General features: G+C 72.8%; 5 protein-coding genes. All 5 read left to right on the plus strand.

All coding sequences use genetic code 11. From position 1 onward, the window contains the following. The first annotated feature begins 36 nt into the window (after nucleotides 1–36). From C4U44_RS28390 to C4U44_RS28410, 5 genes are read left to right on the plus strand one after another with little or no spacing between them, the layout of a single operon-like run. The gene (locus C4U44_RS28390; RefSeq protein ID WP_103888907.1) at nucleotides 37–4722 is read left to right on the plus strand and encodes a condensation domain-containing protein; all 4686 of its coding nucleotides are present in this window, start codon (nucleotides 37–39) and stop codon (nucleotides 4720–4722) included. Beyond that, complete coding sequence (locus C4U44_RS28395) at nucleotides 4719–7928, plus strand: non-ribosomal peptide synthetase (RefSeq protein WP_103888908.1); 3210 nt, start codon at nucleotides 4719–4721, stop codon at nucleotides 7926–7928. Before C4U44_RS28390 ends, C4U44_RS28395 begins: the two co-directional genes overlap by 4 nt. Next, on the plus strand, nucleotides 7925–9418 hold the full coding sequence (locus C4U44_RS28400; RefSeq protein ID WP_103888909.1) for a condensation domain-containing protein: 1494 nt from the start codon (nucleotides 7925–7927) through the stop codon (nucleotides 9416–9418). Before C4U44_RS28395 ends, C4U44_RS28400 begins: the two co-directional genes overlap by 4 nt. Beyond that, nucleotides 9415–11715: a non-ribosomal peptide synthetase gene (locus tag C4U44_RS28405; protein WP_235032411.1), complete on the plus strand. Its 2301-nt coding sequence runs from the start codon at nucleotides 9415–9417 to the stop codon at nucleotides 11713–11715. Before C4U44_RS28400 ends, C4U44_RS28405 begins: the two co-directional genes overlap by 4 nt. A gap of 45 nt (nucleotides 11716–11760) precedes the next feature. Further along, a complete protein-coding gene (locus tag C4U44_RS28410) occupies nucleotides 11761–13032 on the plus strand; it encodes a cytochrome P450 (RefSeq protein WP_103888910.1) in 1272 nt (423 codons plus the stop codon). Nucleotides 13033–13035: the final 3 nt, after the last annotated feature.

Consider the following 13035-nt stretch of genomic DNA (forward strand, 5'->3'; position numbering starts at 1 on the left):
CCGCAGCATCAGCCACGGAAGAAGAATGAGGCATCCATGCGACCCGCCACGCTCACCGCTGAGCAGCGCAAGCTGTTCGACCGTCTCGTCGACCGCCTCGGCGGTGCCGGCACCGTGGACCGCATCACCCGGGTCCCTGGAGACCGCAGTTGCCTGCCGCTGTCCTCCTCGCAGCAGCGCATCTGGTTCTTCGACCAACTGCAGCCCGAAGCGGCCATCTACAACGTCGCCGGAGCCGCCCGCATCCGCGGGAAGTTGGACGCCGAGTTGCTGCGGCGCTGCCTGGGCGCGATCGTCGAGCGCCACGAGATCCTCAGGACCACCTACCACCAGGTCGACGGCGCCGGCGTGCAACGGGTCGGCCCGGCAACCGAGCCGTCGCTGCCGCTGGTCGACCTGAGCGTACTGCCGGTCCAGGAGCGCGAGGGCGCCGCTGCCGAGTACTGCGCGGCCGAGGCCCGCCGTCCCTTCGACCTGACCCGCGACCCGATGCTCCGACCCACCCTGCTGCGGCTTTCGGCCGAGGAACACCTGTTGCTGCTGTGCCAGCACCACATCGCCACGGACGGCTGGTCGGTCAACCTGCTGATGCGCGAGATCGGAGAACGCTACGCCGCGCACCTGCGCGGCGAGAAGCCGCAGCTGCCGGACCTGCCGGTCCAGTACGGCGACTACGCGGAATGGCAGCGCGGCTGGCTCGACGGCGCCCGGATGCGGGATCAGCTCGACTACTGGCGGGAGCGGCTGGCCGACAGCAGGCTGGTGGACCTCGCCACCGGACGGCCCCGGCCGACCGTGCTCAGCTGGGACGGCGGCACCTTGCGGCGCCACATCCCGGCGGACGTGATCCGCCGGGTGACCGAGGTCGCCGAGAGTGAGCAGAGCACCCTCTACATGGCCCTGGTCGCGGCACAGTCGGTGGTGCTGTCCCGGTGGAGCGGCCAGAGCGACGTCGTCGTCGGCTGCCCGGTGGCCAACAGGGGCCGAGCCGAGGTGGAGCACCTGGTCGGCTGCTTCATCAACGAGGTACCACTGCGCGTCGACACCTCGGGGAACCCCACGTTCCGCCAACTGCTGTGCCAGGTACGCGAGGTGGCGCTCGGCGCGTACGACAACCAGGAGGTCCCCTTCGAGCGGGTGGTCGAGGCGGTCAACCCCGAGCGCGACGCCATCGCGCACGCTCCGCTGGTACGCCATCAGCTGGGCCTGCACAACGAGCCGCAGTGGCGCGTCGAACTGCCCGGGCTCACCTTCGAGGTCGCGGGCCTGAGCACCGACACCGCCCGCTTCGATCTGGAGGTCGATCTGTCGCCTGACGGAGCGGGCGGCCTGTCCGGCACCGTCTACTACTCCACCGACCTGTTCACCGAGGACATCGTCCTGCGCCTGCTCGACTCGCTGGACTCCGTACTCGACGCCGCGGGCCGTCAGCCGGACCGCATCGTCGCCGAACTTCCCCTGGTCGGCCGCGCGGAGAGCGACCGGCTGCGGGACGTGGGCAGCGGAGCGCCGGCCCCCGGCGGCACGGCGGCCCCGGAGTCCCCGAAGGCCCCGGCCGGTTTCCTGGGGCTGATGGACCGGGCCAGGACCGCGGCCCCCTCCGTGACCGCCGTCTCGGGCCCCGACGCCACGCTGTCGCATCAGGAGCTGGACCGTCTCGCCAACCGGCTGTCGTGGCGGCTCCAGGCCCTGGGAGTACGACCCGGCCAGCCCGTGGCGGTCTGCCTGCCCCCCTCCGCCCGGCTGGTGACGGCACTGCTCGCCGTCGCCAAAGCAGGCGGCGCCGCCGTCCCCCTGAACCCCGACTATCCGGTCACGGAGCTGAACGAGGCCCTGCTGGACTGCTCCGCCGGACTGGTGCTGACCGACGGCGACGGTCCCAAGGGCCTGGACTCCATGGTGCGCCCGGTCGACCCGGGCGACCCGCGGGAGACCGAGGGCCTTCCCGAGGACCGCCCCGCCTGGACCGTCCCGGCCGAGGGTCCGGCCTTCGTGTGCTATCCCCGTCCTGAACCGGCCGCGGTCGGCACCGTCAACTCCCACGCGGCGGTGGCTCGCAGGCTCGCCTGGGCCGCGACCTGCTTCCCGCTCACCGCAGGCGACGCCGTGCTGGTCGCGCTGTCGGCGTTCGACCTGGCGCCCTGGGAACTGCTGGGCGTGCCGGCGGCGCGAGGACGGCTGGTCCTGCCCGAGGACGGCTCGCCGGCCGGGATCGCCCTGGCCGTCCGCCGGGAGACGGTGCGGACGCTTCGCTGCACAGCGTCCACGCTCGCCGGCGTCCTCGCCGCGCTGGCCGAGGACGACCGCGGCCCGGCCCCGCTGCGGCACGTCGTGATCAGCGGCGAGGCCGCGTGGCCCGCCCTGGTCGGAGACCTGGCCCGGGTCGCGCCCGGAGCCCGGCTGTTCCAGCAGAGCGGTCCGGCCTCGGCCGCGCTCGACACCCTCGCCCAGCCGGTGGCAGCGACTCACCGGCCCGGGTCGCGGTCGCTCCTCGGCACGCTGCTGCCCGGCCCCGGCGTACGGGTCCTGGACCGGTGCGGCGCCGCGGTGCCGATGGGCGTGCCGGGCGAACTCTGCCTGACCGTACCGCCGACCCCGCCCGTGTTCCTGGGCCGTCCGCGGGAGAGCGCCGACGCGCTGGTGGAGGATCCGCTGGGGGTCTGCGGCCAGTTGCTGCGCACCGGGAGCCGGGCCCGCTGGCTGCCGGACGGTCGGCTCGACCTGCTGGCCGAGGAGACCCGGGTACGCCGGCACCTGCTGGAGACCCGCGACATCGCCGCCGCCCTGGAAGAACTCCCGGACGTGGCACGGGCGAACGCCGCCACCCTCGCCCAGGACTTGTCGGCGGCCGAGACCGAACCACTGCTGGTCGCGCACGTCTCGCTGCGTCCCGACCCGTCCACGCCCCGTACGAAGGGAACCGGCGGGACAGCCGTTTCCGCCGACCGGGGGCGCAAGCTCTTCGAGGAGATCTGGACCAGCCGCAGCGCCGAGGACGACCCGACGCTCAACCCCGAGGGCTGGAACAGCCCGCAGACCGGCGAGTACCTCACCGCGGCCGAGATGCGCGAGTGGGCCGACTCCAGCCTGCGCCGGATCACGGCGCTGCGCCCCGCCCGGGTGCTGGAGATCGGCTGCAAGACCGGCGCGCTTCTGTTCCGTCTGGCGCCCCGCTGCGACACCTACACCGGCACCGACCTGTCGACCCGCGCGCTGGCCCACATCCGCAGCCACCAGGACTGGCTCGCCAACAAGGTCGACGACGTGACCCTGCTGCCCAGGGCTGCCGACGACTTCACCGACTTCGAGGACGCCCGCTTCGACACCGTGGTCATCAACTCGGTGGTGCAGTACTTCCCGGACCAGTCCTATCTGGAGCGGGTGCTGCGAGGCGCGCTGGCCCTGCTCCCGCCCGGCGGCCACGTCTACCTGGGCGCGGTGCGCAGCCTGCCGCTGCTGCGCGCCCTGCACCTGCCCGCGCAACTGGCCCGGCTGGAACCCGGGGCGCGCGCCGCGGAGCTGCGCGACAGTGTGGCGTCCCACGTCGCCCGCGAGGAGGAACTCGCGCTGGATCCCGGCTACTTCACCGGTCTTGCCGGACGCCTCCCGGGCCTCGCCGAGGTGTACGTCCTGCCGCGGTTGGGCCGCAGCCGCAACGAACTGGCCGGCTATCGGTACGACGTGGTGCTGCGCGCGGGCAGTCCGATCGCGGCGGCACCGCCCGTCACCACGCTGGACTGGCAGGCCGACGGGCTCGACCCGGCCGCGCTGACAGAACTTCTCCGTGCGGGCGGGCACAGCCGGGTCCTGCTGCGCGGCGTCCCCGACGCCCGGCTGCGCGCCCGGCTGGACGCGCTGCGGGCCCTGGACGCCGACACCCTGCGCAGCGCGGCCGAGGTGACCGCCGCGCTGGTGCCGCAACCGGCCCGGGCCGGCGGTCCGATCGACCCGCACCAGCTCAACGGCATCGCCGCGGAAGCCGGCCACCGGGCGATGCTGCAGTACCGCGACGACGGCCCCGGGGACGAACTCGACGTCCTGCTCACCCGGGAGGAACCGGGAGACGACACCGGGGCCGGCGCCGAACAGCACTTCCCCACCGGTTTCGGCCGCCGCCCCGCCGCTCCCGGCAGCACACCCCGGCCGTTGGCCAACCAGCCGCTCACCGCCGCCCGGTCACGTACCGTCGCCCCGCTGCTCCGCGCCCACCTGCAGGAACGCTTCCCCGGCTACGCGGTGCCCGCCCACCTCCTTGTCGTCGACGCGTTCCCGACCGGTCGTGACCTGACCCTGGACCGTGCGGCGCTGCCCAGGCCCGATCTGCTCGCTGCGGCGGCCGAGGCACAGCGCGAACCCGGCACCGACACCGAGAAGTCCCTGGCCAGGATCTGGGCCGAGGCGCTGGGTGTGGACCGGATCGGCGTTCACGACGACTTCTTCGCACTCGGCGGCCACTCGCTGCTCGGGGCCGAGGTCATCGAACGGGTGCGCAAGGACTACAAGATCGATGTTCCGCTGGGGCGGCTCTTCGAGTCGCCGACCATCGCCTCGGTCGCCGCCTTCGTGGACGAGCGGCTGAGCCGTCCGCAAGAGGAGATCGCCCCGATACGCCGCCAGAGCCGCGAGGCGCTTCGGCGCCGCCGCGCCGAGCGGGCCGCCGCCTCGGGCCGGCCGACCGAAGCGGCGGGCCCCCGGCAGGGCCACCGGGAGCGCACCCCATGACCACGCCGACACGGGCCGTCGAGGCCGGAAAGGGTGCTGCCGTGACGCACACCGACGAGGAGCCGCTGACCGCGGAGACCTCCTTCGCCCAACAGAGCCTGTGGCTGGTCGACCGGGTCGATCCAGGCCAACCCACCTACAACGTGCTGGCAGCGGTACGCATGCGCGGTCCGCTCGATCCGGTGGCACTGCGCGCGGCGCTCAACTCGGTCGTGGAGCGGCACGAATCACTGCGCACCGTGTTCGGGTTCGACGGCTACGAGCCGCTCCAGTCGGTGCTGCCGGAGTTGCGCCTGGAACTCCCGATCGACGAGGTGGGCGACGCCGACATCGACGCCCTGGTCCTCCGCGAGATCGAGAAGCCCTTCGACCTCGCCGCGGGACCGCTCCTGAGGATGCGGCTGCTGCGCCGCGACGCCGAGGACCACGTCGCCGTCCTGACGGTGCACCACATCGTCACGGACGGCTGGTCCTCGGGCATCCTCTTCCAGGAGCTGTCGCTCTGCTACGAGGCCCATGCCGCCGGCCGGGCGCCGGCGCTGGAGCCGCTGCCGATCCAGTACGTCGACTACGCGGTCTGGCAGCGCGACACCCTCCACGGGCCGGCCTTGGACAAGCTGGTCGGGTACTGGCGCGACCGGCTGGCGGGGCTGGTGCCGCTGCGGCTGCCGACCGACCGGCCACGACCGGCCACGGCCTCCTCGGCAGGCGGTCTGCACGCCTTCGAGCTTCCCGCGAGCCTCAACGACCGGCTGGAGCGGCTGGCCAGGTCGCACGAGTGCACACCTTTCATGCTCTACCTCGCGGTCTTCTCCGTGCTGCTCTCGCGCCACTCGGGCAGCCGCGACATCCCGGTCGCCTCGCCGGTCTCCGGCCGGGACCGCTCCGAACTCGCCGGGCTCATCGGCTTCTTCGTGAACACCCTGGTCCTGCGCCTGGACACCTCCGGCGATCCGACCTTCGCCGAGATGCTGGGCCGGGCCAGGGAGGCCTGCCTCGGCGCCTACGCACACCAGGACCTGCCGTACGAGCGGCTGGTCGAGGAACTGCGTCCACCGCGCTACGCGGGCCTGGGCGGACCGCTCGCCCAGGTGATGTTCTCGCTGCAGAACCTGCCGGAGCAGAAGTGGTCCGTCGGCGAGCTGAGCTACGAGGCCATGCACGTGGCCACCCGCACCGCCAAGTTCGACCTCTCACTGGAGCTCACCCCCGGGCCGGGGGGCACCCGCGGCACCCTGGAGTACAGCACCGACCTCTTCGACCGGAGCAGCGTCGAGAAGCTGGCCGAGCAGTTCACCGAGCTGCTGACCGCCGTCGCCGACGATCCGGCCGCCCGGATCTCGCGGCTGCGGCTGCTTCCGGACCGGGAGCGGGCGCGCATCCTGGCCGCAGGCACCCCGGCGCCGGACCCCGCCGCCGACTGCGTGCACCGGGTCTTCGCACGGCAGGCCGCCGCCACCCCCGACGCCGTCGCCTTGGTCCAGGGGAACGACCGGGTCACCTATCGCTCGCTCGACTGCCGCGCCGACCGGCTGGCCCGGCACCTGCGCGCATCGGGCGTCGTCGCGGAGACCCGCGTCGCGGTGTTCCTGAACCGCTCACCGGAACTCGTGACCGCCTATCTCGCGGTCCTCAAGGCCGGTGGCGTCTACGTGCCGCTGGACCCCGGCTACCCGCAGGACCGACTGCGGTTCATGCTGGCCGACTCGGCCGCCCCGTTCGTGCTGTCCACGCCCGCGCTGGCTCCGCTGCTGCCGGCCTCGGCCGCACGCGTGGTGGCGGTGGACGCCCCACTGCCGGACACGCCCGCCGGACCGCCCCCCGACCTTGCGCATCCGGACCACGGTGCCTACTTGATCTACACCTCGGGTTCGACCGGGCAACCGAAGGGAGCGATGAACACCCACCGGGGCGTCACCGGCTTCGCCTTGGCCGCTGCAGGGGCCTTCGGACTCCACCAGGACGACCGGGCCCTCCAACTGGCCCCGCTCGGCTTCGACGTGGTCGCCGAGGAGCTGTACCCGCATCTGCTCACCGGGGGATCGGTGGCGCTGCCGGAGGGCGAACCACCGGTCGACACCGGGGAGCTGTGGGACCTGGTCGCCTCCTCCGGAGCCACGGTCCTGTCCACCACGCCGTCCAGGCTCGCCGCGATCGGCCCGGCCGAACGCGCCGCGATCCCGCCGACCCTGCGCACTTTGGTGTTCGGCAGCGAGGCCGCACCGACCCTGCGCACACTGCTGCCGTGGAAGGAGTGGCCGGGACGGCTGGTCCAGGTCTACGGCGTGACCGAGGCCAGCTGCACCTCCGCCGCTGCCGCCGTGGACTTCGACGGCGAGCCGGACGCGGTGGTCCCGTTGGGAACGCCGCTGCCCGGCTGCCGGGCCCATGTGCTCGACCCATGGTTCGAACCCGTGCCGGACGGCGTGGCCGGAGAGCTGTACCTCGGCGGGCCGTCCGTCAGCCGCGGCTACCACGGGCGCCCTGGGCTCACCGCGGCGCGCTTCGTGCCCGACCCGTTCGGCACGGTCCCCGGAGCCCGGCTCTACCGCACCGGAGACCTGGTCAGCCGCCGGTCCGACGGCACCCTGCGATTCGTCGAACGCGCCGACCGGCAGGTCAAGATACGGGGCTTCAGGGTCGAGCCCAGCGAGGTGGAGGCCTCGCTGAGCAGCCACCCGGCACTCTCCGGCTGCGTGGTGGAGAACCGCCCCGACGCTCAGGGCCAGGCACGCCTGGCGGCGTACACGGTGGCCCGCGACCCGGACGGACCCGGCAGCGACGAACTGCGCGCCTTCCTCGCCGAGAAGCTCCCTGCCTGGATGCTCCCGGCCGTCTTCGTCCCGCTGACCGCGCTGCCGCTGACCGCCAACGGCAAGCTGGACCGGGGCGCGCTGCCGGAACCGGCCCGGGAGAGCACCACGCCGTACACACCGCCGCGGACCCCGGTGGAGGAAGGGCTCGCACGGATCTGGGAGGAACTGCTCGGCGCGGACCGCGTCGGCGTCCACGACGACTTCTTCGAACTGGGCGGCAACTCGCTCTCCGCGGTCCGGATGATCTCCGAGGTCCGCGACGAGTTCGGAGTCGAGGTGCCGCTGCGGACGCTGTTCTCCGCGGACCCCACGGTGGCCGAACTCGGAAACCGGATCTTCGAACTCCTGCTGGAGGAGTCCGCCGACGACGCCCAGGAGGTGGCTTCATGACCACCGCGGAACGGAGCCTGCGGGACCGGGCCGAACTCGAGCAGCGGCTCCTGGCCCGACGCGCCCGACGCAACCCGGGCATCCCCGCGGCGGGCCGCCGACCCGGTGTCAACCGCTTCCCCGCGTCGCCGGTCCAGCAGCTGATGTGGGAATTCCACCACGAGTGCCCGGGTGAGTCGACCTGGGTCACCCTCGGCGGCGTCCGGCTGTTCGGACCGCTGGACCTCGCCCTGCTGCAGCGTGCGCTGGACGCCTTGGTGGAGCGACACGAGTCGCTGCGCACGGTGTTCCGCGCCGGCGAGGGCGGCACCGTGGAGCAGGTCGTACTGGACCGGGGCCACCGGCTGACACTCCCGGTCCTCGAGGTCTCCGCGGAGCAGGCCAGGACGGCCGCGGCAGCCGCGATCGACCAGCCCTTCGACCTGGTCAACGGTCCGCTGGCGCGACTGCACGTACTGCGCCTGGCCCCGCAGGAGCACCACCTGATGCTGGTGCTGCACCACATCGTCAGTGACGGGCACTCCATGGAGGTCTTCATCCAGGAGCTGAGCGCGCTGTATCTGTCCTTGGCCGCCGAAGTCCCGAGCCCGCTGCCACCGCTCACCGTGCAGCCCGCGGATGTGGCGGCCTGGCAACGGGCTCGCTGGGACGACAACACCCGCCGGCGGGTGACCGGCTACTGGCAGCGCCGGCTGGCCGACGCTGAACCGCTCCGGCTCCCGACCGACGTGCAACCGGGCCCCGAACCGTCGTCCGCGGGCCTGACCTGCCAACTCCCGGTCGACGAGGAGACGATCGATCGGCTCCGCCGGCTCGGCAAGGAGCACCAGGCAACGCTCTTCATGGTCACGCTGGCCGCCTTCCACCTCCTCTTCGCCCGCTACTCGGGCCAGCGCGGGGCCATGGTGTCCACGCCCTACTCCTACCGGGACCGGCCCGAGACCTACGCGCCGATCGGCGCCTTCATCAACTACCTCATGCTCCGTCCCGACCTGTCCGGCGACCCGGCCTTCCACACGGTGCTCGAGCAGGTCCGCGACGCCACGCTGCTGGACTTCGAGCACCACCAACTCCCCCTGGACGAGCTGATCGACGCCCTGGGAATGGACCCGGTGGAAGGACGCCGGACCTTGATGCGGGTCCTGTTCACCGAAGAGAGCGACCCGGAGATCCCGCTGGCCCCGGACGGCGAACTGCGCAGCGAGATGATCGCCGATCCGCCCTGGCACCACGCCCTGCGCGACCTGACCCTGCGGGTGACCGCGGGCGAGGACGGCACCCACGTCATCGTCACCTACCGGGCCGATGCCTTCACCCCGCAGCGGGCAGCCGACATCGCCGCCGACTACCGCGACCTGCTCCGCCTGGTCGCCGCCGATCCGGGCGTCCGCGTCCTCGGTGCACACGCCGCCCTCCCGCTGCGCGTCCCCGTGGCCGACGCACCCGCGGCCGCGACCGCGGCATCCGAGCCCGCCCTGGAGGAACTGTGACCCTGACCACCGAGCCGATACCGCCACGGGCGACCGAGCCCGCCGAACTGCTCGCGACACTGGCCGCCGTACTGCACCGCCGCACGCTCCAGGAGCACATCCGCATCACGGTCCACCGGAACGGCGGCCGCCACCTGTTCGACGCGGACCTCTCCGACGACCCGGACCTCGCCACGCTGGCAGGCAGGGGCGTCGAGATCCCCGTGGAATCGGACGACTGCGAGCCGGACGCCGTGCTGCTGCTCGGCACCCCCGAACCCGGCGCTCCCGCCGCGGTCCCCGTGTTCTTCCTGCACGCGGGAACGCTCTACTGCGCCGTGCCCCCGAACCGGCCTCCCGGCCTGGCCGGTGAACTCCTGGACCAGGTGCGGACCGCGCGCGCGGACGCCCGGGCCCACCCCGGTCGCGCCGTCTCCGGGCTCCGGCTGGCCTCGGCCGCGGAACTGCGCCGGATCGAGACCTGGAGTGGCTCGGGGGCCGCTCCCGCCGCCGCCAGGCCCATCCATCTGCTGGTCGAGGACCAGGTCCGGCGTGCTCCCGAGGCAACCGCGCTCCGCTGCGGTGGAACCGTCCTGACCTACAGTGGGCTCAACCGCCACGCCGATCGGCTGGCCACCCAGTTGGCGGAGGCCGGGGCGGGGCCCGGACAGGTGGTGGCCGTCCTGGCCGAGCGTTCCCCGGAACTCGTGGTCGCCCTGCTGGCCGTGCTCAAGACGGGCGCCGCCTATGCGGCCTTCGAGCCCGACCTCCCGGCGTCCCGGCTCCGGCAGCAACTCGCCGACACCGGTGCCAACGTCGTCCTGGCCCAGCCCGGCCTGCGGACCCGGCCGCCCGAGGGAGCCGTCCTACTGACGCTGGAAGCCCCGGCGGGCTCCGCCGGCGAGCAGGACATCGCGGGCGGGGTGGATCTGCCGAACCGGGTGTCCTGCGAGGTGCATCCCGACGAGCTCGCCTATGTGAGCTTCACCTCCGGGTCCACCGGCGTTCCCAAGGGCGCCTGCGTCTCGCACCGGGCGGTCTCCCGCCTCGTGCAGCGGCCGGACTGGGCGGACTTCGGCCCCGGAGACGTCTTCCTGCAACTCGCCCCCGTCGCTTTCGACGCCTCCACCCTGGAGATCTGGGGCGCGCTGACCAACGGGGCGGCCCTGGCGATCCACCCGGCCGGGCCGATCTCCACCAGTCGTCTCGCCGGCACGCTCGTCGACGAGAAGATCACCGTGGCATGGTTCACCGCGGGCCTGTTCGACCGGATGGTGCGCGGCCATCTCGACGCGTTCACCGGGCTGCGGCACGTCCTCGCGGGTGGCGACGTCGTCCCGGCCCACCGGGTGCAGTCGCTGCTCAAGAGCCACCCCGGACTGGTCTTCAGCAACGGCTACGGACCCACCGAGAACACCACCTTCACCACGGTCTGGACTTCCACGCTGCCGCCCGGGAACGCCTCGGTACCCGTGGGCCGGCCGATCAGCGGCACTCTGGTGCGGGTACTCGACCCGCTGCTGCGACCGGTCCCGGTGGGCGTGCCGGGCGAACTGCACGCCGGCGGGGAGGGGCTGGCCCGCTGCTACCTGGGGCGCGCCGCGGACACCGCCGACCGCTTCGGGCCCGACCCGCTCGGCGGGTTCCCCGGAGCCCGGCTCTACCGGACCGGCGACCTGGTCCGCTGGCTGCCCGACGGCTCCCTGGAGTTCCTGGGCCGCGCCGACCGGCAGATCAAGGTCCAGGGCTACCGCGTCGAGCCCGGCGAGGTGGAGGCGGTCCTCTCCCGCCATCCCGACGTCCGGCAGGCCGTGGTGACCACGCAGGACGACGGCAGCCGGGGCAAACGGCTGCTCGCCTACATCACCGCGCTCAGTCCCGAGGACGACGATCCCGCCGAGCTCGGCCGGCGCCTGCGCGAGGAACTTCGTTCCGAACTTCCCGCCTACATGGTGCCCTCGGCCGTACTGTCCCTCGCCGAACTGCCACTCAACCGCAACGGGAAGGTCGACCGCTCGGCGCTGCCGGCCGCCCGCAGGCTGCCGCGCAACCTCCACAGCGAGTACCAGGCGCCGCGGAGCGCGCTGGAGGCCGTGGTGGCCGAGGAGTGGGGCGACCTGCTCGGCATCGAACCGGTCGGGGTGGAGGACGACTTCTTCGAGTTGGGCGGCCACTCGCTGCTCGCGGCGGAACTGCTGTCCCGCCTGCAGCAGCGCTTCGCCGTCACCGTCCCGGCCCGGACCCTCTATCTGCACCCCACGGTCGCCGAGTTGACCGAGACCCTGCCCGCCCTGGCCGACAACCCCGTTCGGACGTGACCCGAGCCACCCGACTGCCCCGCCCGGCCTGGAAGGAACGCCGCTATGCGCCTCAGCCACCCCGTCGACCCCGACTCCGTCGACCTGGACTCCTACGACCTCTCCGACTCCCGCCTGTACGGTGACGGCGACCCGCACGCCGTCTGGCACGCCATGCGCGACCGCGAGCCGGTGCGCTGGCAGCCGGTCAACGACACCCTGGGCTTCTGGTCGGTCACCACGTTCGAGGACGCCGACCTGGTCCTCCGCGACCACACCCGCTTCACCTCCCAACGCGGAACCATGCTCTTCCTGCTCGGCAAGGAAGACCCGGCCCGCGGCCGGCAGATGGCCGCCACCGACCCGCCCCGGCACAACAGGATGCGCGAGCCCATGCAGCGCGCCCTCACCAGCAAACGGGTGGAGCGCTACCGCGACGCCGTGACGGAGGAGGTCCGCAGGGTCCTCGCGCCCGCGCTGACCGAGGAGCCCTTCGATTTCGCAGAGGCCATGATGACCCTGCCGATGGCGACCGCCGGAACGATGATGGCGCTCCCCCGCGAGACCTGGCCACGGCTGACCCGGCTCACCGCGATGTCGATCGCCCCGGACGACCCCGAGTTCCAGGAGCCCGGCGGCCCCAAGGCGACCCTGGAGACCGCCCACCGGGAGTTGTTCGCCTATTTCCACGACATCTTGCGCGAGCGCCGGGACAACCTCGGCGACGACCTGATCAGCATGCTGCTCGACATGGAGATCGACGGCCGCAGGCTGGAGACCGGCGCGATCCTGTCCAACTGCTACAGCCTCATCCTGGGCGCCAACGTCACCACGCCCTACGTCCCGACCGGCGCCATGGCCGAGATCATGGGCACACCGGTGTGGGACGACTGGCGCACCCACCCCGAACTGCTCGGCGGCGGCGTGGACGAGGCACTGCGCTGGGCCTCCCCGGCGAACCACTTCATGCGCTACGCCCTGCAGGACGTCGAACTGGCGGGGAAGCAGGTCCGGGCCGGCGACGCGGTGGTGGTCTGGCTGGGCTCGGCCAACCGCGACGAGGCCGCCTTCAAGGCCCCGTTCACCTTCGACATCCGGCGCAAGCCCAACCGCCACATCGCGTTCGGCAGCGGAGCGCACTACTGCGTCGGCCACACCGTGGCCAGGATGACGCTGAAGGTGCTGTTCAGCGAGATGTTCGCCACCTTCGAGGAATTCACCCCGGCCGGGGAGATCCAGCACCTGCACTCCAACTTCGTCGCCGGCATCAAGCACATGCCACTGGTCGCCCGACTCCGCCGGGACGCCGTGGACCGGCTCGCCGTGCCCGCCCACTGACAC

The organism is Actinacidiphila yanglinensis (assembly GCF_900107965.1).
Taxonomy (GTDB): Bacteria; Actinomycetota; Actinomycetes; order Streptomycetales; family Streptomycetaceae; genus Actinacidiphila; species Actinacidiphila yanglinensis.

Coding starts and splice junctions, on each gene's coding strand:
- C4U44_RS28390 (WP_103888907.1), top strand. CDS start 37: ATGCGACCCGCCACGCTCACCGCTGAGCAGCGCAAGCTGTTCGACCGT.
- C4U44_RS28395 (WP_103888908.1), top strand. CDS start 4,719: ATGACCACGCCGACACGGGCCGTCGAGGCCGGAAAGGGTGCTGCCGTG.
- C4U44_RS28400 (WP_103888909.1), top strand. CDS start 7,925: ATGACCACCGCGGAACGGAGCCTGCGGGACCGGGCCGAACTCGAGCAG.
- C4U44_RS28410 (WP_103888910.1), top strand. CDS start 11,761: ATGCGCCTCAGCCACCCCGTCGACCCCGACTCCGTCGACCTGGACTCC.